22 protein-coding genes and 2 tRNA genes are annotated in these 24,764 nt (G+C 70.7%); 20 read left to right on the top strand and 4 right to left on the bottom strand.

Annotated features, from left to right (window positions below):
- The first annotated feature begins 286 nt into the window (after window positions 1-286).
- Window positions 287-1,423, top strand: coding sequence for a glycosyltransferase family 2 protein (locus ACZ6KY_RS23145; protein WP_469312189.1), 1,137 nt, complete (start codon window positions 287-289; stop codon window positions 1,421-1,423).
- A gap of 151 nt (window positions 1,424-1,574) precedes the next feature.
- Here ACZ6KY_RS23145 and ACZ6KY_RS23140 read toward each other — a convergent pair whose 3' ends face one another.
- Window positions 1,575-2,138, bottom strand: a complete 564-nt coding sequence (locus tag ACZ6KY_RS23140; protein WP_469312166.1) for a hypothetical protein — start codon at window positions 2,136-2,138, stop codon at window positions 1,575-1,577.
- A 256-nt stretch (window positions 2,139-2,394) separates the two neighbouring features.
- Here ACZ6KY_RS23140 and proB point away from each other — a divergent pair, with 256 nt between their 5' ends.
- From proB to ACZ6KY_RS23115, 5 genes are all read left to right on the top strand, one after another.
- Complete coding sequence (gene proB / locus ACZ6KY_RS23135; RefSeq protein WP_469312165.1) at window positions 2,395-3,501, top strand: glutamate 5-kinase; 1,107 nt, start codon at window positions 2,395-2,397, stop codon at window positions 3,499-3,501.
- Window positions 3,502-3,689: 188 nt separating this feature from the next.
- Window positions 3,690-4,148, top strand: a complete 459-nt coding sequence (locus ACZ6KY_RS23130; RefSeq protein WP_469312188.1) for a hypothetical protein — start codon at window positions 3,690-3,692, stop codon at window positions 4,146-4,148.
- 61 nt (window positions 4,149-4,209) lie between these two features.
- On the top strand, window positions 4,210-5,496 hold the full coding sequence (locus ACZ6KY_RS23125) for a glutamate-5-semialdehyde dehydrogenase (protein ID WP_469312164.1): 1,287 nt from the start codon (window positions 4,210-4,212) through the stop codon (window positions 5,494-5,496).
- 367 nt (window positions 5,497-5,863) lie between these two features.
- Window positions 5,864-6,466, top strand: a complete 603-nt coding sequence (locus tag ACZ6KY_RS23120) for an SCO2584 family spore wall biosynthesis protein (RefSeq protein ID WP_469312163.1) — start codon at window positions 5,864-5,866, stop codon at window positions 6,464-6,466.
- A 124-nt stretch (window positions 6,467-6,590) separates the two neighbouring features.
- On the top strand, window positions 6,591-7,658 hold the full coding sequence (locus ACZ6KY_RS23115) for an SCO2583 family membrane protein (protein ID WP_469312162.1): 1,068 nt from the start codon (window positions 6,591-6,593) through the stop codon (window positions 7,656-7,658).
- Between the two features lie 43 nt (window positions 7,659-7,701).
- Here ACZ6KY_RS23115 and ACZ6KY_RS23110 read toward each other — a convergent pair whose 3' ends face one another.
- Window positions 7,702-8,847 (bottom strand): M48 family metallopeptidase, encoded by a 1,146-nt coding sequence (locus ACZ6KY_RS23110; protein ID WP_469312161.1) that lies wholly within the window; start codon window positions 8,845-8,847, stop codon window positions 7,702-7,704.
- 70 nt (window positions 8,848-8,917) lie between these two features.
- On the opposite strand from ACZ6KY_RS23110, the gene ACZ6KY_RS23105 reads away from it, so the two are divergent.
- The 10 genes from ACZ6KY_RS23105 to ACZ6KY_RS23060 all read left to right on the top strand — a co-directional run bounded on the left by ACZ6KY_RS23105 (window position 8,918) and on the right by ACZ6KY_RS23060 (window position 14,892).
- Window positions 8,918-9,109 (top strand): hypothetical protein, encoded by a 192-nt coding sequence (locus tag ACZ6KY_RS23105; protein ID WP_469312191.1) that lies wholly within the window; start codon window positions 8,918-8,920, stop codon window positions 9,107-9,109.
- A gap of 211 nt (window positions 9,110-9,320) precedes the next feature.
- On the top strand, window positions 9,321-9,482 hold the full coding sequence (locus ACZ6KY_RS23100; RefSeq protein ID WP_401326883.1) for a hypothetical protein: 162 nt from the start codon (window positions 9,321-9,323) through the stop codon (window positions 9,480-9,482).
- Window positions 9,483-9,551: 69 nt separating this feature from the next.
- Complete coding sequence (gene nadD / locus ACZ6KY_RS23095; protein ID WP_469312160.1) at window positions 9,552-10,283, top strand: nicotinate-nucleotide adenylyltransferase; 732 nt, start codon at window positions 9,552-9,554, stop codon at window positions 10,281-10,283.
- A gap of 17 nt (window positions 10,284-10,300) precedes the next feature.
- A complete protein-coding gene (locus tag ACZ6KY_RS23090) occupies window positions 10,301-12,139 on the top strand; it encodes an LCP family protein (protein ID WP_469312159.1) in 1,839 nt (612 codons plus the stop codon).
- Between the two features lie 113 nt (window positions 12,140-12,252).
- Window positions 12,253-12,696, top strand: coding sequence for a ribosome silencing factor (gene rsfS, locus ACZ6KY_RS23085; RefSeq protein WP_469312158.1), 444 nt, complete (start codon window positions 12,253-12,255; stop codon window positions 12,694-12,696).
- Window positions 12,693-13,379 carry a histidine phosphatase family protein gene (locus ACZ6KY_RS23080; protein ID WP_469312157.1) on the top strand — a complete coding sequence of 229 codons (687 nt, stop codon included), beginning with the start codon at window positions 12,693-12,695 and terminating at the stop codon, window positions 13,377-13,379. The genes rsfS and ACZ6KY_RS23080 overlap by 4 nt, the downstream gene beginning before the upstream one ends.
- 117 nt (window positions 13,380-13,496) lie before the next feature.
- Window positions 13,497-13,569 (top strand) — tRNA-Ala (locus ACZ6KY_RS23075).
- Between the two features lie 381 nt (window positions 13,570-13,950).
- Entirely contained in the window at window positions 13,951-14,124 is a 174-nt protein-coding gene (locus ACZ6KY_RS23070; RefSeq protein WP_261702676.1) for a hypothetical protein, read from the top strand.
- A 3-nt stretch (window positions 14,125-14,127) separates the two neighbouring features.
- Complete coding sequence (locus ACZ6KY_RS23065) at window positions 14,128-14,361, top strand: DEAD/DEAH box helicase family protein (RefSeq protein WP_037618755.1); 234 nt, start codon at window positions 14,128-14,130, stop codon at window positions 14,359-14,361.
- A 458-nt stretch (window positions 14,362-14,819) separates the two neighbouring features.
- A tRNA-Ala gene (locus tag ACZ6KY_RS23060) sits at window positions 14,820-14,892 on the top strand.
- 136 nt (window positions 14,893-15,028) lie between these two features.
- Here the strand turns inward: ACZ6KY_RS23060 and ACZ6KY_RS23055 are convergent.
- Both ACZ6KY_RS23055 and ACZ6KY_RS23050 read right to left on the bottom strand, forming a co-directional pair.
- Window positions 15,029-16,645, bottom strand: coding sequence for an NADH-ubiquinone oxidoreductase-F iron-sulfur binding region domain-containing protein (locus ACZ6KY_RS23055; protein ID WP_469312156.1), 1,617 nt, complete (start codon window positions 16,643-16,645; stop codon window positions 15,029-15,031).
- Entirely contained in the window at window positions 16,642-17,934 is a 1,293-nt protein-coding gene (locus ACZ6KY_RS23050) for a ferric reductase-like transmembrane domain-containing protein (protein WP_469312155.1), read from the bottom strand. Before ACZ6KY_RS23050 ends, ACZ6KY_RS23055 begins: the two co-directional genes overlap by 4 nt.
- A 422-nt stretch (window positions 17,935-18,356) precedes the next feature.
- Between ACZ6KY_RS23050 and leuS the strand changes: the two genes are divergently transcribed.
- From leuS to ACZ6KY_RS23030, 4 genes are all read left to right on the top strand, one after another.
- Complete coding sequence (leuS, locus tag ACZ6KY_RS23045) at window positions 18,357-21,245, top strand: leucine--tRNA ligase (RefSeq protein ID WP_469312154.1); 2,889 nt, start codon at window positions 18,357-18,359, stop codon at window positions 21,243-21,245.
- 208 nt (window positions 21,246-21,453) lie between these two features.
- Window positions 21,454-22,185 carry a hypothetical protein gene (locus tag ACZ6KY_RS23040; RefSeq protein WP_469312153.1) on the top strand — a complete coding sequence of 244 codons (732 nt, stop codon included), beginning with the start codon at window positions 21,454-21,456 and terminating at the stop codon, window positions 22,183-22,185.
- A 72-nt stretch (window positions 22,186-22,257) separates the two neighbouring features.
- Entirely contained in the window at window positions 22,258-23,103 is an 846-nt protein-coding gene (locus tag ACZ6KY_RS23035) for a DegV family protein (protein ID WP_469312152.1), read from the top strand.
- Between the two features lie 125 nt (window positions 23,104-23,228).
- Complete coding sequence (locus ACZ6KY_RS23030; RefSeq protein WP_469312151.1) at window positions 23,229-24,500, top strand: ComEA family DNA-binding protein; 1,272 nt, start codon at window positions 23,229-23,231, stop codon at window positions 24,498-24,500.
- The last annotated feature ends 264 nt before the right edge of the window (window positions 24,501-24,764 follow it).

Raw genomic sequence — 24,764 nt, 5'->3', positions numbered from 1 at the left:
ACACATGGGCATGGCCCTGGGGAGTTTTCCCCGGGGCCATGCCCATTTCTTACGCTTATCACTGTTTCTCTTACATCGTTCTGTGAGTCTTCACAGGTAAGTCACCCGCCGTTTCCTGTGACCTGGGTCACAAAATGAGTAGGTCCGGGCAACCAGTCCGTACTTCCAGTCGTCTCCTAGGTAGCGATTGAGGTGATAAGGGGGAAATGTTCTTGTGACACTTCCCGAACAAGGGGGAAACGTGACGCAGCCTGACGTGACCATCGTCATCGGGGCGTACGAAGCGATGCCGTACCTGGTCAAGTGCCTGGAATCCGTGGAGAACCAGACGCTCGGCCCGGAACGCATCGAGGTCATCGCCGTCGACGACGGGTCCACGGACGGCACGGGGGAGTATCTGGAGGAGTTCGCCGAGCGGGCGGCCATGTCCGTGACGGTGATCCGGCAGGCCAACTCGGGCGGCCCCAGCGGCCCGCGCAACATCGGCCTCGGCAAGGCGCGGGGGCGCTACGTCTTCTTCCTCGACGCCGACGACTACTTCGGCGACGAGGCCCTGGAGCGCATGGTCGCCATGGCCGACGAGCAGCGCACGGACGTCGTGCTCGGCAAGGTCGTCGGGGTCAACAGGACGGCTCCGAAGACGATGTGGGGCAAGAACCAGCCCCGTACTGATGTCTTCTCCTCGAACATCAAGTTCACGCTCAGCGCGCAGAAGCTCTTCCGCCGCGATCTGCTCACCCGGCACGGGATGGTCTTCGACGAGACGCTGAAGACCGGCGAGGACGCGCTGTTCACGATGGAGGCCTATCTCCGCGCCGACGGCGTCTCCGTGATCTCCGACTACGACTGCTACCACCTGGTCGGCCGCGACGACGGCAAGCACGTGACCAAGAGCGGCGGTTACGCCCTGCGCTTCGACTCGGCCCGCGCCCTGATGGGCCTCATAGCCGAGTACGTACCCGCCGGGCCGCGCCGCGACAACCTGATGGTCCGGCCGTTCCTGATCACCCTGCTCCCGCAGTTCGGCCCGGGTCTGCTGAAGCAGAGCGAGGAAGTGCGGCGGCACAAACTCGACCTGGCCAAGCCGCTGATGGACGCCTACTGGCACGACGGTGTCGCCACCCGCCTCAAGGTCCATGAGCGGCTGCGGCTGCACCTGGTGGCCCGGGGCCGGGGCGATCTCCTCCTCGACGTGGTCGAGTTCGTCAAGGCGAAGAAGAACCCGGAGATAGTGCTGGAGTCCCGCGGCCGCAAGGCCTACCTCGCCTACCCGCACTTCCGCGACCAGGCCGCGGGCATCCCGGACAGCTACTACGTCCCGACGACCCGTGAGACGGTCACCATCGACGGCTTCAAGCCCCGTCCCGCACGCTTCCGGCGCCTGCGCCGGGTGGCCCGGCGGGTGCTCGGGGCCCGGCGCTAGACCTGAGCTCCCGAGGCTCCCCCCCGGCGTCCGTCGCGGAGACGGCCGCCCGGAGGTGCCCGCCGGTCTACTGGCGGCCCGACTGCCGTGAAGGTGTTCTCCAGGCCGTTGCGGTCCAGGAACCCCGTGAAGCGCTCCCGGTGCCCGCGGGTCAGCGCGCCGAAGTCGGCCTCCGCGTACAGCTGGGCCGGATCGAGGTCCGCGGGCAGCTTGGTGATCGGCCGGTGCGGGAGCCGAAGGAGAAGTCGAAGTCGCGCAGATAGCGCTCGGTGAACTCGCCGCGCACCCCGATGGACGCGCTGCGGTCGAGCACCGCGGAGACGAACTCCCGTACGGCGGGCTCGATCGGCTTCAGCCGCGCCGGGTCGTAGTTCGGGCCGGTCTGCGCGCCGATGCCCGGGACGATCACCGGGATCCTCAACTTGCCGATGAGCCGCGTCAGTCGTCTGAGCTGCGGCTCGAACGAGGGCCGGAACGCGTTGGCCAACGGGACGGCGAACGCGTCGAACTCCTCGTTGATACGGCCCGCGGCGGCCACTTCGGTACGGATGCCGTTGGAGACGACCTCGGTGCGCGGTGTCTCGAGGATCTTGTGCGCGGCGTCGCTGAAGATGAGGTTGCCCGCGTTGGTGGCGATGACGTCCTGGTGGAGGGCCTGTTCCACGGGAACGACGTCGTACGGGCTTTTTCCCGGTCTCAGGAGGATGCGCTTCACGGGGGGAACGGTAGGTGCCACAACGTTCAACTTGACTTTGCACTGCCTTTAATTCCCCTGAGGAACGTGTACGACCTTTTGCGCGCACGCAACTTGTGATCACGCGACTACGCGGCGCCGTCCGTCTGCTGGACCGGCGGGCCAACCCCCTTCCCCTTCGCGTAGATTGCGCAGCGGGGCACCCGGACCGACCCGAGGGGACACACAGCAGGTGGCAGCGGCAAGGCAGACCGAGACGCACGCCGGCAGGGATGCTGTGGCGCGAGCCCACAGGATCGTCGTCAAGGTGGGCTCCTCGTCGCTCACCACCGCCTCCGGCGGCCTCGACGCGGACCGGGTCGACGCCCTCGTGGACGTCCTCGCCAAGGCGCGCGACGGCGGCGAGAAGGAGATCGTCCTCGTCTCCTCCGGCGCCATCGCCGCGGGCCTCGCGCCGCTCGGACTGCGCCGCCGCCCCAAGGACCTCGCCCGCCAGCAGGCCGCCGCCAGTGTCGGCCAGGGCCTTCTGATGGCCCGCTACACGGCCTCCTTCGCCCGCTACGGCATCCGCGTCGGACAGGTGCTCCTCACCTCCGACGACACCAGCCGGCGCGCCCACCACCGCAACGCCTCGCGCACCCTCGACAAGCTCCTCGCGATGGGCGCCCTGCCCGTCGTCAACGAGAACGACACGGTGGCCACGGACGAGATCCGCTTCGGCGACAACGACCGGCTCGCCGCCCTCGTCGCCCACCTCGTACGCGCCGATCTGCTCGTCCTGCTCTCCGACGTGGACGGCGTCTACGACGGAGACCCCAGCAAGCCCGGCACCTCGCGGATCGCGCAGGTGCGGGAGCCCGCGGACCTCGCCGGCGTCGAGATCGGCAGCTCGGGCAAGGCGGGCGTCGGCACCGGCGGCATGGTCACCAAGGTCGAGGCGGCCAGGATCGCCGCCGCGGCCGGCATCCCGGTGGTGCTGACCAGCGCGGTCCACGCCGCCGACGCCTTCGCGGGCCGCGACACGGGCACCTTCTTCCACGCCACCGGCAAGCGGTCCGCCGACCGGCTGCTGTGGCTCCAGCACGCCTCCACCCCGCAGGGCGCGATCACCCTGGACGACGGCGCCGTGCGCGCGGTCGTCCAGCGGCGCACCTCGCTGCTGCCCGCGGGCATCGCGGCCGTCGAGGGCGAGTTCACCGCGGGCGACCCGGTCGAGCTGCGCGACAGCACGGGCCGGGCCGTCGCGCGAGGACTGGTGAACTTCGACGCCAAGGAGATCCCCCAGCTGATCGGCCGCTCCACCCGGGAGCTGGCGCGCGAGCTGGGTCCCGCGTACGAGCGCGAGGTCGTGCACCGCGACGACCTCGTCCTGCTGAACCCGTAGAAGACGGTCTCCGCCGTCCATCGCTGACACAGCTGTCCACTGCACCCGTAAACGGCCGATTCCCCCGCCCCCGCCGGGGGACGTTCCGTAAAACCGCCACACGGCGGCTTCTCACCTGCTCAACTTTGTGGCAGGGAGAGTCCGGGATTCGGTACCACCATCGGGTAAAGGAGGCCGTCGTGAGACGAGTGCGCCCTGGGGCGGCGGCGTCCCGCGGTGGTTCCGCCTCCCGTGCGGTGGGCGAGGAGCGGGCCCTGACCAGTGTCGCCGCCGGCGACACCTACGAGGGCGAGCAGCCTGCCGACCAGCCCCGGCTGTGGCACGTCACGCTGAGCGTGTCCGGCGGCGAAGCCCCGCTGACCGAGGTGCGGCGCGGTCTCGAACAGCTCGCCCACGACCACCCGTTCCTGCTGACCAGCCGGTACGCCAACGACCACGCGGAGATCCGCTACTGGGAAGAGGCCCGCGACCTGCACGACGCGGCGGCCGTCGCGCTGCGCCTGTGGGGCGAGCACCGGCAGACCGCCAAACTCCCGCCCTGGGAGATCGTCGGCCTGGAGGTCATCGACCGCGAGACCTACCACCAGCGGATCGCGGAAGGGTACGGAACACTGCCGGCGGCACCCGTCGGAGTTCACCCCTTTTGAGCCTGTCTCGCCGGGTGGGACAACCGCCGGCCCGTCCTACCCGGCCCACTACGCTTCCCTCATGACCACGCTCTCGCCGTACGACTCCATGTCCCCGGTGGCCCAGGCCGCCTATCGCGCGAAGTCCGCCGCCGCCGACCTGGCGCCTCTGCCGCGGGCCGAGAAGGACGACGCGCTGCTTGCGATCGCGGACGCGCTGGAAGTCCGTACGAGCGAAATCGTCGCCGCCAACGCCAAGGACATCGCGAAGGCCCGCGAGGCCGGGACCAGCGAGAGCGTCATCGACCGGCTCACGCTCACCCCCGAGCGCGTTCGAGCCATCGCCTCCGACGTCCGTGACGTCGTGGCGCTGCCCGACCCGGTGGGCGAGGTCGTCCGCGGCTCGACCCTCCCGAACGGCATCGACCTGCGCCAGGTCCGCGTCCCCCTCGGCGTCGTCGGCATCATCTACGAGGCCCGCCCCAATGTGACCGTCGACGCGGCCGCCCTGTGCCTGAAGTCCGGCAACGCGGTCCTGCTGCGCGGCTCCTCCTCCGCCTACGAGTCGAACACGGCCCTCGTCAGGGTCCTGCGCGACGCCGTGGGCGGCGCCGGACTGCCCGCCGACGCCGTCCAGCTCGTCCCCGGCGAGGGCCGCGAATCGGTCCGCGAGCTGATGCGCGCCCGCGGCCTCGTCGACGTCCTCATCCCGCGCGGCGGCGCGTCCCTGATCCGCACGGTCGTCCAGGAGTCCATCGTCCCGGTCATCGAGACCGGCACCGGGAACTGCCATGTGTACGTCGACGCCCAGGCGGACCTCGACATGGCCGTCGACATCCTGATCAACTCCAAGGCCCAGCGGCCCAGCGTCTGCAACTCCGCCGAGACCCTCCTGGTCCACCAGGACATCGCCGCCGAGTTCCTGCCGCGCGCCCTGGACGCCCTCGCGGACGCCGGGGTCACGGTGCACGCCGACGAGCGCGTCCTCGCCTACGCCAAGGGCTCCAAGGCCACCGTCGTGGAGGCCACGGCCGAGGACTGGGACACCGAGTACCTGTCCTACGACATCGCGGCGGGCGTCGTGGACTCGCTCGACAAGGCCGTGTCGCACATCCGGCTGTGGAGTTCCGGTCACACCGAGGCCATCGTGACCACCTCGCAGCAGGCAGCCCGCCGCTTCACCCAGCTGGTCGATTCCGCGACGGTCGCGGTGAACGCCTCGACCCGCTTCACCGACGGCGGCCAGTTCGGCTTCGGCGCCGAGATCGGCATCTCCACGCAGAAGCTCCACGCGCGCGGTCCGATGGGGCTGCCGGAGCTGACGAGCACGAAGTACATCGTCACGGGCGACGGCCACATCCGCCGCTGAGACACCGCTGGGACACCGGCAGGGGCCGCACGCCCCGGGCGACGGGGCCGCGGGGCGCGCGTGAGCGGCCCCTCGGCCAGGGCCGGCCGCGCGGCGGCCTCGTACGGCCCGAGCCGCGCGCCGGGGCGGGCCACGGCTCCGCGGGACCCCGGGCCGCCCCGAAGGCCCGGAGGCGGCCCCTGAGGGCGTACGGGGCGCCCTTGAGCCGTGCCCGGAGGGCGCGCACGGCGTACGGGCGGCGCGGTGCCGGGCGCCGGGGCGTGCGGCGGACGGCGCACGGCCCGCGATCCGCTGAGGCGCGGTCCCGTCGGCAGATGAATTTCCGTACCGTCTGCCCAAATTGACCCCCCAGGTCTACTCTGGATCCGTGCCGGAGGACGTGGGGGGCACGCCGTTCCCTGACGGCTGGGAGCCCGACGACGACCGCGGGGGCGCGGACGAAGAGTTCGCCTCCGTGGTCTTCGACGAGGACTTCGTGAGGGCGGCGGTGATCCACGAGCCGACCGCCGTGGAGAGGCTGCTCGCGGCCGCCCAGGCCCGCGCCGAGGCCTCCGAGGCCGAGGCACGCCGGGCGCACGCCCGCGGCGCCCGTAGCGACGACTACGAGGACGGCTTCGGGCCGGACGACCACGGCGATTTCGACCACGATCCCGACCTGGACGACCTCGACGACAGCGACCTCCTCGAAGGCCGCTACGGCGCTCCGGGGACGTACGGCCGGCTCTACGGGAAGCACGCGCGCTGGCATCGTCCGGTCGCCTGGATCCTCGCCCTCGTCATGGGCATCGGCATGGTCGCCCTCGCCTTCACGGCGGTCTACCGGGGCGCTTCCTCCGGCGGCCGGGACCAGGTCCCCTCACCCGCCTCCTCCGGCCTCGAACAGGGCCGGGAGAAAGTCACCGGCACGGGCCCCTCCGCCTCGGCCGACTATTCCCAGCCGGCGGTGTCGGCGGTGCCGCGCACGCCCTGAGGCAGGTCTTCCCGCCGAGACGCCGACGATCCCTCACACAGCGTGACCGTCCTGGTGGGAACCTGTCAGAACTTGTCGCGTACCACAGCGTTTACCAGAGCTCCCGGAGACCTACTCTGAATGTATGGGCGGGCCTGGAGACCCACCTGAGGGGACACCCGAGGGTGCACCCGCTGGTGGAGAGGACGAGTACCGATCCGTCGTCTTCGACGAGTCGTTCGTCCGCGCTGCCCGCCTCCAGGAGTTCTCCGCCCAGGAACGCATGGCCGACCACAGCCCGGCCGTACGCCGTCGCCCGCCCCTCCAGCGCGGACTGTCCCGGCAGGCACTGATCCTCGTCCTGCTGATAGCCGTCGCCTTCGGCACCGCGATCTACATGGGTGTACGCCACCCGTACCAGACCCCCGCCACCCAGCCGGCCGAACCGCTGCGGATGACCGTGATCCCGCTCGCCCCGCAGACCGCGGTGCCCGGCTCAACGAGCGCCGACCAGCTGTACGCCGACAGCCCGGCCGCCCAGTTCCGCACCGGCGCCGACGGCATCACGTTCCCCGCGGTCCGGCGCACCGCGCACTTCTCCGACAGCCAGGTCGTCACCGCCCTGACCACCGCCAAGGACTACCTCGTCGAATCGTCCCTCGACCCGAGCGTGCTGACCGGAGGCGCCACCCGGCCCGTACGGATCCTGCTCGACCCGCGGCAGATCGATCAGTTCGACCAGAGCTTCGACCACCCGGTCGCCGACGGACGGCACGCCCCGACCGGCTGGCTGGTCCGCTTCGACGCGATCCGGACGCAGCTCGCCGACAAGGGGATCCGGGTGCAGGGCACCCTCCAGGCCGCCGAGTCCGACGCGAACACCCTGGAGGTCGTCGCCGACCACACCTTCGTCTACGCGCTGAAGCCGGCCGGCGCGAACGCCCGGGCCAAGGCCTCCCTGTTCACCGTCCGGCGCGAGCTGACCTTCCGCTTCGACCGCGACGACCTGCGCATGCGCCAGGCCGAGCTGGTGGTGTCCTACGTCCAGGCCGGCCCGCTCGCCTGCTCCGACGACTCGGTCGGCATGCTCCGGCCGCTGCTCGCGGGCGAGACGGCCAGGGCGGGCGGCCCGGCCGGCACCGACCCGTACGCCACCGGCAGCGCGACCGCCGTGTGCGGTTCGCTGGCCAAGAGCGCACAGCCGAAGGTGTAGCCGGACCACCGGGCGTCGCCGCGGCGGCACCCGGCGAGGGTGATCAGTCCCGGCCGTCGGTGTCCTCGTCGGAGCGGTCCTCACGCGGCGCCTGCTCGGTACCGGCGTTCCCGGCGTCCGTCGTGTTCCCGGCGTCCTTGGGCGCGCCGCTCGCGAAGCCCCCGAAGCCGCGCCGTACCCGGCCCCCGAGGTCGCCCGCGCCGCCGGCGATGTCGCTGACCAGCTTCATCAGCGGATCCTTGGAGTTCTTCATGTCGCTGGCGTAGCTGGCCGCCGACTGCCGGAAGGAGTCCGACACCGAGGTGTCCTTGTCCGCGTCACGCCGCGGGTAGTGGCCGTCCATGATCCGCTGGTAGTCGCGGGACTCCGCCCACTTCTTCAGCTCGGCCGCGCGGACCGCGGTGAAGGGGTGCGTGCGCGGCAGGACGTTGAGGATCTTGAGCACGGAGTCCCGCAGGTCGCCCGCCGACTCGTACTCCTCGGCCTGCTCGAGGAACGCGTCCACGTTCATCTCGTGCAGGTGGTTGCCGCCCGCGATCTTCATCAGGCCGCGCATCGAGGCCCGCAGGTCCTGGCCGACCAGCAGTCCGGCACGGTCCGCGGACAGCTCCGACTTGCGGAACCACTCGCGCAGCGCGGTCACGATCGCCATGATCGCGAGGTTCCCCAGCGGGATCCAGGCGACCCGGACCGCGAGGTTGGTGAGGAACAGCAGGATCGTGCGGTAGACGGCGTGACCGGACAGCGCGTGGCCGGCCTCGTGGCCGATGACCGACCGCATCTCCTCCTCGTCCAGCAGCTCGACGAGCCCGGTCGTCACCACGATGATCGGATCGTCCAGGCCGATGCACATCGCGTTCGGCTGCGGGTCCTGGTTCACGTACATCGGCGGGACCTTCTCCAGGTCCAGGATGTGGCAGGCGTCCCGCAGCATGTCGTTGAGGTGCGCGAACTGGGCCTCCGAGACGCGCACCGAGTCGGACAGGAAGAGCAGCCGCAGGCTGCGCTCGGGCAGCAGGCCGCTCAGTGCCTTGAAGACCGTGTCGAAGCCGCTGAGCTTACGCAGGGCCACCAGGGCCGAGCGGTCCGCCGGGTGCTCGTAGGCCCGCGAGGAGATCCCCTCGAAGCGCCTGCGCTGCCTGCTCGGCACTTTCTCGTGGCCGTTCTGGTCGTGGCCGTCGTCGGACATGTGTTCCCCCATGTGCGTCTGAGTGCCCTATGCGCCCCCAAGGCAGAGCCCAGCCTAGGCGGATATACCGTTGACGGGCAGTACAGAGAAGGAGTCGTACGACATGGAGCACATCCCCGCAGCCGCATGGCTCACGGAAGCCGCTGACGCGGCAGGCAAGCAGGGCCCGGGCAATCTGCTCCGCGTCGTGCTGATCGTCATGATCATCGGCGTGGTGCTGGCCGCGTGGTTCCTGCTGCGCGGCTACAAGCGCGAGGACTGAGCCGACACCGCGCGCCGACGTCGGCGGCGGCCGGGTGCGGCAGGGCGGAGGCGCCGGCCGACGCGGTCGCCACAACCGGCGTCCCCAACGGCGGAGTCGGCGTGTTCGCGGCCGAGGTGCCCGCATACGATGGGCCGACGTCGTTATCCCGCCCTCCCCACGCTCGACTTCGCTCGCGCGGGGGGACCCCCATCGGATAGGTCCTGCCGAGATGAGCTTCCAGCACACAGCCGCACAGTTGGTCACCGTCGCCGCCGAGGGCGAGAACGGCGGCAACCACGAAAGCCTCAGCCCGTTCCTGACCGGCGGCGGGGCCCTGTTCATCCTGCTTCTGCTGCTGTGGATCACCACGCGCTTCAACCGCGACCGCTGAGCCCCGCGGGGCCCGCTCGGGGCCCCTGTCGGCCGGAGCCCGTCGGCCGGGCCGGTAGGGTCTGCACGCATGGGAGAGCAGGACATGCCTACCGGTCCGGCGAGTGACACGGAGAGCGGCGCCGTCGGCGACGCGATGGGCAGCGCGAGCGGCACGGCCGGCGGTACGGCGAAGCGCCTGACGGCCGGCCCCGGCAACGGCCCCTCGAATCCGGGCAAGCGCCGGCTCGGCGTCATGGGCGGCACCTTCGACCCGATCCACCACGGACACCTGGTCGCGGCCAGCGAGGTCGCCGCGCAGTTCCACCTCGACGAGGTGGTGTTCGTACCGACCGGGCAGCCGTGGCAGAAGACCGACCGCAGGGTCACCCCGGCCGAGGACCGCTATCTGATGACGGTCATCGCGACCGCCGAGAACCCCCAGTTCTCGGTCAGCCGGATCGACATCGACCGCGGTGGCCCGACCTACACGACGGACACGCTGCGCGACCTGCGCGCGCTCAACCCGGACGCGGACCTCTTCTTCATCACCGGCGCCGACGCGCTCGGCCAGATCCTCACCTGGCGCTACACGGAAGAACTGTTCTCCCTCGCGCATTTCATCGGGGTCACCCGGCCAGGTCACACGCTGACCGACCCGGGGCTCCCGGAGGGCGGTGTCTCGCTCGTCGAGGTTCCCGCGCTCGCCATCTCGTCCACAGACTGCCGTGCGAGAGTCGCCAAGGGCGACCCCGTCTGGTACCTGGTGCCGGACGGTGTGGTGCGCTACATCGACAAGCGTGAGCTGTACCGCGGCCAGTGAGCCGAGAGGGGCACCCGGTGAACGACCGATACGACGGATACTCGGGCGGCGACCAGTACGAACTCGTCGGCTACGACGAGTTCGGGCAGCCTGTGTACCGGCAGGTCCCGCAGCAGCCCGCCCAGGGGTACGACGGCTATGGCGCCCAGCAGCAGGGCTACGGCTACGACCCCTATGCGACGGGCCGTCAGGAACCTGTCCAGCCCTACGACACGGGCCGGCAACCGCCTGTGTCGCCCTATGACACCGGTCAACATGAAACGGTGTCGGCCTATGACACCGGCCAGCACGAAGCGGTGTCGCCTTATGACACCGGCCAGCACGAAACCGTGTCGCCCTATGACACCGGCCAGCAGCCGTCCGTCCCGTCCTTCGACCCGTTCGGCACCGGTACGCCCCGAGCCGGAGGGAACGGGACCACCTCGGCGTCGTACGACGCCTACGGGCGGACCGCCGACACGGCGGGCACCGGCCGGCAGCCCCGGGTCGCCGAGCAGACCGCTTACATCCCGCAGCAGGCCGGGCCCGCGCAGGACGGGCCGGCGCAGGACGGCGCTCCCCGGGCCGACCGGGACTACCGCACCGAGCAGTTCGCGTTCGTCGAGGAGCAGGAAGCCGAGTCCGAGGACGTCATCGACTGGCTGAAGTTCACCGAGAACCGCACCGAGCGCCGCGAGGAGGCCAAGCGCCGCGCCCGCAGCCGGGTCGTCGCGCTGGTCGTGGTCGTCGCCCTGGTCGTGGTCGGCGGCGCGGGCTACCTCTGGTACGCGGGCAAGCTGCCCGGCACCACACCGCACGCCGAACCGGGGACCACGACGCCCGTCGCCGCGCAGAAGCGCGACGTGATCGTCGTCCATCTGCACAACACCAAGGGCGGCGGCACCTCCACCGCCCTGCTCGTCGACAACACCACCACCAAGCAGGGCACCACCGTCCTGCTGCCCAACTCCCTCGCCCTGACGGACGACGACGGCTCGACGACCACGCTCGCCAAGTCCGTCGACAGCGACGGCTCGTCCGGGACGCGGGACGCGCTCGACACCGTGCTCGGTACGGACATCCAGGGCACCTGGCGGCTCGACACCCCCTACCTGAACAACCTCGTCGAGCTCGTCGGCAACATCGAGGTCGACACGAACACCGACGTGCCGGACCCCGACTCCAAGAAGAAGGGTGATCCCCCGCTCGTCAAGAAGGGCACGGACCAGACCCTCAGCGGCAAGACGGCTGTCGCCTACGCCACCTACCGGGCCTCCGGCGAGGCGCAGGACGCGCAACTGGAGCGGTTCGGGCAGGTCATGCAGGGAGTGATGCGCAAGCTGTCCTCCGACAAGCAGGCCGCGACCACCACCGTGCAGACCCTGGCCCAGATCCTCGACCCGTCCCTGACCGACCAGGACCTCGGCGCCTTCCTCGCCAAGCTCGCCGACCTCGCCAAGGGCGGCGACTACAAGACCGCGCTGATGCCGGTGCAGCAGGACGGCACCCTGAGCGCGAGCGCCTCCAGCAGCGTGATCAAGGACGTCCTGGGCGGTACGGCGAAGAGCCCCGACGCCGGCTCCGCGGTCCGCGTCGGCATCGAGAACGCCACCGGCCTCAAGGCGGCCACGAGCCAGGCCCGTATCGTCCTCGTCAACGGCGGCTACACGTTCCTGGACTCCGGTACCGCCGGCGCCGCCCAGAGCGTGTCGCGGATCACCTACAGCGATCCCGCCAGGAAGGGCGACGCCGTCGAGGTCGCCAAGACCCTGGGCCTGCCCACCACCACGGTGAAGAAGGGCACGGTCACCAGCAACGCGGACGTGTCCGTCGTCCTCGGCCTGGACTACAAGATCAGCAGCGGCCCGAAGAGGTGACCGGCATCACGCCCCGGGGGCCACCCGGGGCGTGGCCGGAGAAACGCGTGGGGTGTCCTCGGCGGTCCGTGAGACCCTTGAGTCATAACTGACCGCCTACGGAAAGCCGCGTAGTGACCGCCACGGACCGCTCCATCGAGCTCATCAACACCGCCGCACAGGCGGCCGCAGACAAGCTCGCGCACGACATCATCGCCTACGACGTCAGCGATGTGCTCTCCATCACCGACGCCTTCCTGCTGGCGTCGGCGCCCAACGACCGCCAGGTCAAGTCGATCGTCGACGAGATCGAGGAGCGCCTGAACAAGGAGCTCGGCACCAAGCCGGTGCGCCGCGAGGGCGACCGCGAGGCACGCTGGGTGCTGCTCGACTACATCGACATCGTCGTGCACGTCCAGCACAGCGAGGAGCGCGTCTTCTACGCCCTGGAGCGGCTGTGGAAGGACTGCCCCGAGCTGGACCTGCCCGAAGAGGCCAAGGCCACCCGCGGCAAGGGCGCCGAGCACGCCAAGTTCCAGGCCGAGGAGGACTCCGCCGACATGGGGGAACTGCGGTGAGCGCCGAGGCCCGGAAGACGGCGGGCGCGAAGGTCGAGGAGAAGCCCGGCAGGGGCCGCCGCGTCATCCTGTGGCGGCACGGCCAGACCTCCTGGAACGTGGACCGCCGCTTCCAGGGCTCGACGGATGTCGAGCTGACCGAGACGGGCATCGGGCAGGCCCGGCGCGCCGCCCGGCTGCTCGCCTCGCTGCGGCCCGACGCCGTCGTCGCCTCGGACCTCAAGCGCGCCGCCGCCACGGCCGCCGAGCTGGCCGCGCTCACCGGCCTCGACGTCACCCACGACGAGGGCCTGCGCGAGACCTACGCGGGCGTCTGGCAGGGGCTGACGCACGAGGAGATCATCGCCCGCCACGGCGAGGAGTACGCCGCGTGGAAGCGCGGCGAGCCGGTGCGCCGCGGTGGGGGTGAGCTGGAGACCGAGGTCGCCGACCGCGCCGCCCCCGTGGTGCTGCGGCACGCGGAGAAGCTCCCCGACGACGGCACCCTCGTCGTCGTCAGCCACGGCGGCACGATCCGCACCACCATCGGCCGGCTGCTCGGCCTGGAGTCCCACCACTGGGAAAGCCTCGGCGGCCTTTCCAACTGCTGCTGGTCCGTCCTCGGCGAGGGCGCCCGCGGCTGGCGGCTCCTGGAGCACAACGCCGGCACGCTGCCGGAACCGGTGCTCGGCGACGACGACTGACCGGCGCCGGGCGGCCCTCCGTCCGGTCGCACGGGCCCGGCGGGACCGGATTTCACTTTCCGGCTGGTCGCAGGCTAAAGTTCTTCTTGTTCGGCCCGCAGGGCGGGAAGAACGCAAGGGGCTATAGCTCAGTTGGTAGAGCGCCTGCATGGCATGCAGGAGGTCAGGAGTTCAATTCTCCTTAGCTCCACAGACCGACTCTTTCTTGAGTTGTCGGACATCGCTGGAGAAAGATCCCGTTCCCGTCAGGGAGCGGGATCTTTCGCTGTTCATCCCCGAGTTGGGGCCCCGGTCGTGAAGAACGCGCAGGGGCGGGCGCAGTTGGCGGCCGGGCCGGCCCACGGGTGCCGTGGTCTTCGGCACACTCTTCTTGAACCGGCTGAGTCACTTGGGGTCCTCGGGGCGTATACCTTTGCGGACGCGCTCCTGGCGTGCGTGTATGCGCCGGCCGCTGCAGCTGCGCCAGGTGCCTGTGTCCGGACTGGTACGAAGGCGTCGCTGACCGTATTGCTCCGGCCGTGGCAGAATCAAACGGCCGGAAGGGGGCGCGGCCCGACGGGAGGGAGTAGCGATGCCTGCCAGCATCCTCGAGGAGGTCGACGATCTCCTCGAAGTGGCACTGAACCGTAAGAAAGCCACCCTCCTCGACTGCCCTTCCTGCGGATCGGTCCACGTTGCCCAGGTTCTCGGTGACAACGGTGGAATCTCCTACGTGTGCACGGCCTGCGGCCACAGCTGGAGCTGATTGATGGGTGCGCACAGGCGGAAATGCGATTGGTGCGGCAGTGGTACGCCGATCGTCCGCGACATGGAGCCGGTCAACCACGACTACCAGTACTGGTGTGAGGAGTGCGCGCGGGCGCTGATCATAAAAGGCGACCCCATCGAGACGTACCGCGAGCTCGAGGGCGAGCCGATCTACGCACGTCTCCTCGACGAGCACTGCACCCTCAAGCGGTTCTACTCGTTCGCCACGGCCTGACCCCGAGGCGGCCGGACGCGCGCCCGATCCCCGTGGCGGGCCGGCGACGCCAATCCGGCGCCGTTCCGGCGCAGTTCCCGCTTGCCGGGCCTCTGTGACACCCGCCACACGCGCGCCTGCGCGGGCGCGGCGCCGCGCCCGCCCGGGAGCGACGTCCGCGCGGCTCACGGCCAACGGGCCGCCACGAGGCCTGTAAGGCCCGCCAGAGGCCGCGTGGCGGCCCGGAGAGCCCACCTCCCTGCCATCCCCCCGGCGCTCCCTGGAACCCCGTTCGGCCCAACGGGCGTAGCGGGGCGGGCATGGAGGTGCGACACGGCCCATAAAGTGCGACATGAGACCCGAATCGGTACGGACGGGAAACGATTTGGTGGTGCACCAGGGGAACCGTGTAATGTTGGCGTCGCCGCCGGGGAAACCGGGCGACACAGTGAATGCGCGGCCTCGCCGCGTGGCCACAAGGGGCTATAGCTCAGTTGGTAGAGCGCCTGCATGGCATGCAGGAGGTCAGGAGTTCAATTCTCCTTAGCTCCACAGACGTTGAAAGCGGGCCACCCGATCAGGGTGGTCCGCTTCTTCGTTCTCGGGCGCCCCTCGCGGAACGGCCGTCCGGCGACCCGCGGAACGTGCCGAAGGCGGGCCACCGTTCCTGGTGGCCCGCTCCTTCGTGTCAGCGGCCGCTGCCGAGCGCGCGGCGACCGCGCCCCTGGGAGAGGACCGGCAGGTTGCGCGCCGGAGCGGAGGACCTGGTGTCCTCCTCGATGCGCAGGGCGAGCGCCGGGCAGCGCCGTACCGCGCGCAGGGCCTTCGCCTCGGCGTACGCGGGCACCGGGGCCTGCGCGACGGTCGGGAAGCCGTCGGCGCCCAGTTCGAAGACCTCGGGGAGGAGATCGGCGCACAGGCCGTGCCCGCGGCACAGCGTCCAGTCGACGAAGATCTTCTGGCGGCTGGGACCCGCCTCCTGCTCGCCAGGGCCGCTCAGGATGCCCATGGGTACCTGACCGTCCTCGAAGAGCGGCAGAACGCCCTCCACGGGCCTTCCGCAGCCGTTTCCGAGGACATGCGCGGCCAGGTCGTCCGTGAACGCCTTCAGGGTCGACTCGATGAACATCGCCGAACCGTCCGGGTGGGAGCAGGCGCCGCGCCGCTTCACGGACTTGGCGACCTGCTTCACGGCCTCCAGCGCCGCCGGGCCGCCGCCGTTCAGGATGTCCGCCAGACCGCGCGCCGCGGCGGGCAGCCCCAGGTAGCAGGGGCCGCACTGTCCCGCGCTCTCGTCGGCCAGCCACTGCGCCACGCGCAGCGACTCGCCGAGGGGGCAGGTCTCCTGGGTGATGGGGAGGATCGCGCCGGCACCGAGCGCGCCGCCCACCGCGGCCAGGGAGTCCCGCGAGACGATCGCCTCGTTGACCGTCGCCGCGTCCAGCCACTTGCCGTGGTAGCCGCCGGTCAGCACGCCCTGCGGCATCGCCGGGGCGCCGGCCAGCTGGAGCACGTACCGCAGGGGTACGCCGGTGGGGACCTCGATCACCATGGGGCGCGCGACCGCGCCCGAGACGGTGAGCATGACGGTGCCGGGCTCGTCGTACAGGCCCGTGTTGCGGTAGCGGTCGGGGCCGATGCGGGCGGCGATGGCCAACTGCGCGAACGTTTCGGCGTTCGACAGCAGGGTGGGCGCGCCCCCGACACCGGTCTGGGACGCGCTGACCTTGCGGCCCGGCGGAACGGCCGGGCCGCCGTCGATCGAGCGGATCAGCGACGCGGCCGCTCCGGTCACCATGCGTATGGGATTGCGCTGCACGCGCGCGCGAAGGGGCGATCCCCTGCGGTTGCTCAGCCCCCGCTCGGCCAGCGCCGCTTCCATGGAGCGCTGTGTGGACTCGCGGGTCACGCCGATCACGAGGGTGCGGGCCCCCATGGCCTCCGCGACCAGCAGGGCGCCGTCGAGGATGAGGTGCGGGGCACGGTTGATGAGCACCGTGTCCTTGCGGCAGGCCGGTTCGTCCTCGCTTCCGTTGACGACCACCACCGGGCGGATGCCCTTCTTGATGGCCGACTCGGCGACCGAGCGCAGTTTCTTGGCGAAGGGGAAGCCCGCCCCGCCGCGGCCCTTCAGGTTGATGTCCTCGGCGAGGCTCGCGAGCTGTTCTCCGCCCAGGGGTTCGAGCGGCCCATGCACCTTGAGGTGCATGGGTAGATCAAGACGTTCAACCAGGTCGAAACCCGACGTGAGCTGCGGAAGTCCGACGACGCGGACTTCCGGGACGTCGGGCAGGGCCTCGTTCACTTAAAGCCTCCGGAAGGGGCATTCCATGATTCACCGGAGCCAGGAGCGTCGAAGGCGCCCGGCAGTACGTCAGTCGTGGGACCGCTGTCGTACGTGTCGTTGGTGTTGTACGTGCGGTAGGACGCGTTCGTCTCACCGGTGTTGTACACATCACTCGTGCCGTAGCCGTTGGCGGGCGGATTGCCATAGACCGGAACGGTGTATCCGGTGTCGTTCAGCGGGTCGTACGCCGACGCCGGCGCCTCGCCGACGGGGGGCGGGGAGGGGACGGGCCAGCTGCTCGGGGTGCCGCCGTTGTCGACGCGGGGGAACGTCTGGGTGGGCTGCATGTTCACGGGCATCTGGAACTGCTGTGTCCCGGGGGCCGCGGGGCCGTCGCCGGGCGGTGTCACGGCCCGGTAGGCCGCCGCGAAGCCGCCCGTGTCCGCGGGGTCGGGCGCGCCACCGTACTGCGGGGAGGCGGGCTCCTTGCGCTGGGAAGGGACGAAGTTCTCGCCGGCGGACTGCTGGGAGGAGCGCCCCCCGGAGCCCGGCTGCGGCGACTCCATCGCGGCGGCGCGGGAGGCGTCCAGGTCGTCGCGGAACCCGCGGGCACCGGGGCCGCCCCCGCCGATGAGCGCCAGGACCCGCATCGCGACCTTGCGCTTGAAGGGGGCGGGCGAGGTCCTCAGGGCGAGCGCCGCCATGACCGCGAGCAGGCACAGGCTGTAGAGGATGGTGAAAACCGGCTTCGCCGCGCGACCCGCGTAGAGGCCGTGGACGAGTGCGGCGCACCAGGCCGGGTAGGCCAGCATGTGCATCGCGCGCCAACGGGCCGCGACCGGGGCCGGCGAGGCGAAGGCGCTGCGCAGCGCGCCGGTGACGGCCGTGAAGACCATGAGCAGACCGGCCAGGGAGCCGAGGCCGATGAGCCCGGCCGTGCCGGTGAGGCCGAGGCTGAAGGGGATGAGGGCGGAGATCAGGCTCGTGTGGTCGAGCGCCACCTTGACCGTGATGTGCAGGAACAGGAAGGCGACCGAGGACACGGCGGTCGTCCGGTGCACCGCCTGTGCCACGAGTCGCTGGCGGGTGTTCAGGAAGATCCGGTCGGTCGCGACCAGCCCCCAGATCACGGAGCAGGACAGGGCGACCAGCGACAGGACGCCGGCGCCGAAGTTCAGGAAGTCCTGGACTGCGTTGCCTCCCACCAGCACGATCACGGGTATGAGGAGCAGGACGGCAGCCGTAGCCGCCCCGTAGGCCGAACGGCCCACCCGGGGAAGTGAGCTGTTGTTACGACGAGGGTCCATGAGGGGGTACTCCCAAGGGTTCGGGGAAGCGGTCCCGAAGGCGCACTCTAAGTCGAGAAATACCGACGAGTTCCAGGTTTGAGTTATTGCGTTGTTACCAAAGGGCAATGAGGTCTTTGTGTTGTCCGCAAGCGTCCGTTAAGCGAAGTAAAATTTGAACATCGTTCAACGTTTTTGATGGCCGAGACGGGTGGCACGGGGTGCCGGACGGACCCGAAAGCTCGTCGCGGCCCCTGCGGGCGCTGCGGTACCCTGACGCCATGCGTGCCGTACGCCTTCTGCTTAGCGAGCCGCGCTGATCAGTACCGACCACTGACGCATCGTGGTCGGCATCAGCGCGGCGCCCCCTCCTGTGTGAGGGGTTTTTTCATTTCTTGAGTGTCACAGCCGCTGGCAGAGACGATCGATGGAGCTTTGAGGACATGAGCGAGACGAACACCGCTGCCACCGCCGAGCTGGCCGCGCCGCACCGCTACACGGCCGCCCTGGCCGCTGACATCGAGGCACGCTGGCAGGACTTCTGGGACGCCGAGGGGACGTACGAGGCTCCGAACCCCACGGGCGACCTGGCCGGGGACCCCGAGCTGGCCGCCAGGCCCAAGAAGTTCATCATGGACATGTTCCCCTACCCCTCGGGTGCGGGTCTGCACGTGGGTCACCCCCTGGGCTACATCGCCACCGATGTATATGCCCGGTTCCAGCGGATGACCGGCCACAACGTCCTGCACACCCTGGGCTTCGACGCCTTCGGCCTGCCCGCCGAGCAGTACGCCGTGCAGACCGGCACACACCCGCGCGTGTCCACCGAGGCCAACATGGAGAACATGAAGGTCCAGCTGCGCGCGCTGGGCCTGGGCCACGACAATCGCCGGTCGTTCGCCACGATCGACCCGGAGTACTACAAGTGGACCCAGTGGATCTTCCTGCAGATCTTCAACTCCTGGTACGACGACGAGGCCGGCAAGGCCCGTCCCGTCTCCGAGCTGGTCGCCCAGTTCGAGAGCGGTGAGCGCGCCGTCCCCGCCACCGGCTCCACCACGCGCGCGTGGAGCGAGCTGAGCGCCACCGAGCGCGCCGACGTCCTGAGCGGCTACCGCCTGGCGTACGCCTCCGACGCGCCGGTCAACTGGTGCCCCGGCCTGGGCACCGTCCTGGCCAACGAGGAGGTCACCGCCGACGGCCGTTCCGAGCGCGGCAACTTCCCCGTCTTCAAGGCCAAGCTGCGCCAGTGGAACATGCGCATCACCGCCTACGCGGACCGCCTGCTGGACGACCTGGACGGGCTGGACTGGCCCGAGGCCATCAAGCTGCAGCAGCGCAACTGGATCGGCCGCTCCGAGGGCGCCCGCGTCGACTTCCCGATCGACGGCGAAGCGATCACGGTCTTCACCACCCGCCAGGACACCCTGTTCGGTGCCACCTACATGGTGCTGGCGCCGGAACACCCGCTGGTCGAGAAGTTCACCCCGGCCGCCTGGCCCGAGGGCGCCCACGAGGTGTGGACCGGCGGTCACGCGACCCCCGCCGAGGCCGTCGCCGCCTACCGCGCGCAGGCCGCCTCGAAGTCCGACGTCGAGCGGCAGGCCGAGGCCAAGGACAAGACCGGCGTCTTCACCGGCACGTTCGCCACCAACCCGGTCAACGGCGAGAAGGTCCCGGTCTTCATCGCCGACTACGTACTGATGGGCTACGGCACCGGCGCGATCATGGCCGTCCCGGCCCACGACACCCGCGACTTCGCCTTCGCGCGCGCCTTCGAGCTGCCCATGCGCTGTGTGGTCGAGCCCTCGGACGACCGCGGCACCGACGCCTCCACCTGGGACGACGCCTTCGCCTCGTACGACGCGAAGATCGTCAACTCCGCCGGCGAGGACGTCTCCCTGGACGGCCTGGGCGTGGTCGACGCCAAGGCGCGCATCACGGAGTGGCTGGAGCGCCGCGGCATCGGCGAGGGCACCGTCAACTTCCGGCTGCGCGACTGGCTGTTCAGCCGCCAGCGCTACTGGGGAGAGCCCTTCCCGATCGTCTACGACGAGGACGGCGTCGCCCACCCGCTGCCCGAGTCGATGCTGCCCCTGGAGCTGCCGGAGGTCGAGGACTACTCGCCGCGCACCTTCGACCCGGACGACGCGAACACGTCCCCGGAGACCCCGCTGTCCCGCAACGAGGACTGGGTCGCCGTCACCCTGGACCTGGGCGACGGCCGCGGCCCGCAGAAGTACCGCCGCGAGACCAACACCATGCCCAACTGGGCCGGTTCCTGCTGGTACGAGCTGCGCTACCTGGACCCGCACAACGACCGGAAGCTGGTCGACCCGGCCATCGAGCAGTACTGGATGGGCCCGCGAGAGGGCCAGCCGACCGGTGGCGTCGACCTGTACGTCGGCGGCGCCGAGCACGCCGTGCTGCACCTGCTGTACGCCCGCTTCTGGTCGAAGGTCCTGTTCGACCTGGGCCACATCTCGTCGGCCGAGCCGTTCCACAAGCTGTTCAACCAGGGCATGATCCAGGCCTACGTGTACCGCGACAGCCGCGGTATCGCCGTACCGGCGGCCGAGGTGGAGGAGCGCGACGGCGCCTACTTCTACCAGGGCGAGAAGGTCTCCCGGCTGCTGGGCAAGATGGGCAAGTCCCTGAAGAACGCGGTCACCCCCGACGAGATCTGCGCCGAGTACGGAGCGGACACCCTGCGCCTGTACGAGATGGCGATGGGCCCCCTGGACGTGTCCCGGCCGTGGGACACGCGCGCGGTGGTGGGCCAGTACCGGCTGCTGCAGCGGCTGTGGCGCAATGTCGTCGACGAGGCGACCGGCGAGGTCACGGTCGTCGCCGCCGAGCCGGACGAGGACACCCTGCGCGCCCTGCACAAGGCCATCGACGGCGTCCGCCAGGACCTGGAGGGCATGCGGTTCAACACCGCCATCGCCAAGGTCACCGAGCTGAACAACCACCTGACCAAGACGGGCGGCCCGGTCGCGCGCCCGATCGCCGAGGCCCTGGTGCTGATGGTCGCGCCGCTGGCCCCGCACATCGCCGAGGAACTGTGGCGCAGGCTGGGACACAGCGACTCGGTCGTCCACCAGGACTTCCCCGTCGCCGACCCGGCGTACGTCGTCGACGAGGCCGTGACCTGCGTCGTGCAGATCAAGGGCAAGGTCAAGGCGCGCCTGGAGGTCTCCCCGTCGATCTCCGACGCGGAGCTGGAGAAGGTGGCGCTGGCCGACGAGAAGGTCGTCGCGGCGCTGGACGGCGCGGGGATCCGCAAGGTGATCGTGCGCGCGCCGAAGCTGGTGAACATCGTCACGGCGTAGCCGTACGGCGTCGTCGTACGGCGCACTCGTCACGGCGTGGCGGGCGCCGGGCCTCGGTCCGGTGCCCGTGCAGGTCCGGGCCGTGTGACGGCTCGGGGTAGTCCCCTACGGGCAGGTTCGGGGTTCTTCTGGAACTCCGAACCTGCCCGCAGCGTTTACCGTTGAGAGCGCGGAGACAGTTGCCGCGACCGGTCGGAGGAGGAGTGTGATGGGTACCGTGATCACCGTAATCGCCTTGCTCTTCCTGCTGTTCGTGGTGTTCGGCGCGTACGCGACGGTGAAGGTGATCGGCGCCGCCAAACGCGGCGTGGACCGCACGATCTCGCAGGCCCGCCGCACGGTCGAGGACACCACCCTGCGCGCGAAGACCTTCGCCCAGTTCGGCCCCCAGGGCGAGCTCGCCCAGCTCAGGCTGTCGCTGCGCACATCGATGCGGGCCACCCAGGACGCGCTGCAGGCGAGCGTGGCGGAGGACGAGTCCCTCAAGGAGTCCCTGAGCCTCTTCGAGCGGCTCAGCACGCACGGGCGCGAGCTGGACGCCGAACTGAAGCGCCTGGAGGCCGAGCCCGACCGGGGCACACTCGCCACCCGGCTGCCCGGCCTGCGCGAGCGCACCCAGCGGATCACACAGTCGGCGGACTCGCTGCGCTGGGCCGCCCGCGACCGGGCCCACCGCTTCGCGGGCGACGACCTGGACACCCTGAGCGCCCAGATCGACGTGGAGGCCGGCGCGCTGCGTCACTGGACCAAGGAGCCGGGGCCCGCCGCGTCCTGGCCCGACCCTCCCACGACGGACGAGGGCACCTCCGGCGGACAGTCCCGGCCCCCGAGCCCGGAGTCCCGTCCGGCGGACCAGCCGACGCGTTCCGCCATCACACCGCCCGGCCAACGGCCCACCTATCCTTGGCAGAAGAAGCCCCGGCCCGAGAGCACGACATGATCCGGCCGCCCCGACCGCAGGTGGAAGGGGCCGGGCTGCCGCCCACCCGTCCCGCCAGGTAACCTCCAGCTCATGTCCCGCCATGTCGCGATCGTCACCGATTCAACGGCCTACCTGCCGCCGCGGACGATGGAGCGCCACAGCATCACGGCGGTTCCCCTGACCGTGGTCCTCGGTGACCAGGCGCTCGAAGAGGGCACCGAGATCTCGGCCCGCTCCCTCGCCCAGGCACTGCAGAAGCGGCGCCCCGTCACGACGTCCCGGCCCAGCCCCGAGACGTTCGCCGCGGCCTACCGCAAGGTCGCCGAGTCCGGCGCCACCGGCATCGTCTCCCTGCACCTGTCCTCCGAGTTCTCGGGCACCTACGACGCCGCGGTACTCGCGGCGCGGGACGCTCCGGTGCCGGTGCGCGTCGTCGACACCGGGATGGTCGCGATGGCCCTCGGGTTCTGCGCGCTGGCCGCGGCCGAGTCCGCAGAGCTGGGCGGGACCGTCGACGACGCGGTCACGGCCGCGGAGAAGCGGGCCGCGGGCACGTCCGCCTACTTCTACGTCGACACCCTCGACTACCTCCGCCGTGGCGGCAGGATCGGGGCCGCACAGGCTCTGCTGGGTTCCGCCCTCGCGGTGAAGCCGCTGCTGCAGCTCAACGACGGCCGCATCGAACTCCTCGAAAAGGTCCGGACGGCGTCCAAGGCGATCGCCCGCCTGGAAGAGATCGTCGCCGACCGCGCCGGCAGCGCACAGGTCGACATCGCCGTTCACCATCTGGCGGCCCCCGAGCGGGCGTCCGCTCTCGCGGACCGTTTGCGGGCGCGAGTGCCGGGGCTCGCCGAACTGCATGTGAGCGAGGTGGGGGCGGTGATCGGAGCCCACACCGGACCCGGACTGCTCGGGGCGGTTGTCTCGCCTCGGTGAGTCGAACCCCAGTGGTGTCCGTGCGCGTCACTCGTGAGGGTGATGGAATTATCCACAACTGGGCCGCCCTCCACCGGAATTGACCAAGATCATCGCGAAGGGTCGGGTTGCCGGATCCTCGTCGCATGGCACTTCGATCAAGCTCACGCACCGCCACACCGACCAGTGGCCCGGGTCGTGGCCCCCTCTCCGACAGCCGCAGCCGTCACCGCCGCCGGGACCAGCGAAGCCGGGCCCGTCGCCACGAGGCGTCGGCCGCCGCCCTCCGTCTCCGCACCGACGCGCTCTTCACCGAACGCGCGCAGGGGCGGCGGGAGTTGGGGAACGCGCCGCCGGGGGCGGACCACGATGTCGGGGACGGCCCCAGGGCGGACACGGCCGTGGGTACGGCAGTTCTGACCGATGCCCGGGGACCGTGGAACCACCGGGCCGGGTCCTACGGCCGCGGCACCGGGCAGGATGCCGGTGGCGCAGTGCCGTCGGATCGCTCGGTGGCCGACGGGGCGGCGACGGCGAGCGCGCTGAATGCGCGTGCGCCGGCTGGGGGTGCGCCGGCCGAAGGTGCGCAGGCCGGTGGTGTGTCGGCCAGAAGTGCGTTGATCGGGAGTGCGTCGGCCGGGGAGACGGGCGCGCGGCGGGACCGGGCCTGGCTTGCCGTGCGGGAGCGGCTGCCGTTGTGGCTTCAGTCGAGGTGCGGTCTCGAGCGCAGGAGCGTGGCCGCACTGACCGTACTGCTGGTCGTGGCCGCGGTCTTCGCCGTGCAGCACTTCTGGGCAGGCAGGACACAGCCGGTCCGGGCTCCTGAGGTGGTGAGCGCTGCGGCACCCTACGGCGAGAAGCGCGGACCGGGCGAGCGGCGGGGCACGGAATCCGATGCCCCGGCCCGAGCTTCGGACCCCCGGGCTTCGGCCCCCGCAGGCCCAGCCGGTGCGACCGGTGCGATCGTCGTGGACATCGGCGGAAAGGTGCGCACCCCGGGACTCCAGCGGCTGCCGGCCGGTTCACGCGTCGAAGACGCCCTGCGAGCCGCCGGTGGCGTACGGCCAGGCACGGACACCGACAGCCTCAACCGCGCGCGGCTCCTCGTGGACGGCGAACAGATCGTGGTCGGCGCATCCGCACCCCCACCGGGAGCCGGCTCGGGCGGTTTAGGCGGTTCGGGGACGGTCGGCACCGGAGGATCCGCAGCGGGTGCGGCGCCCTCCGCGCCGATTCCCCTCAACACGGCGACCGTCGACCAGCTCGACGGTTTGCCCGGTGTCGGTCCCGTACTGGCCCGGCACATCATCGACTACCGCTCGGCGCACGGCGGTTTCCGCTCGGTCGACGAGCTCCGCGAGGTGACCGGAATCGGAGACCGCCGCTTCGCCGATCTCCGGAACCTGGTGCGGCCATGAGCGGCTCCGGGAGGCGGGGCGAGCGGGCCGGACTGGTGATGAGGACGAGGCGTGGCAGGCCCCTGACCAGGAATGGACCCGACGGGGCGGTCTGCTCTGTCGGGTCCGTGAGGAGAGGGCGACCGGGTGGGCCGGCAGCCGCGCGAAGGTTGCGCGAGCCGGATGGGGCGCGAGCCCTGCGCGGGCCGTATGGGGCCTCGGACCTGTCCGGGTCGGATGGGACCTCGGGCCTGTCCGAGCCGGTAGGGATGCCAGAGAACTCCG

Source organism: Streptomyces sp. NPDC042002 (assembly GCF_055588305.1).
The sequence above is the reverse complement of the archived record's forward strand: the minus strand, read 5'-3'. Positions and strand labels throughout refer to the sequence as shown.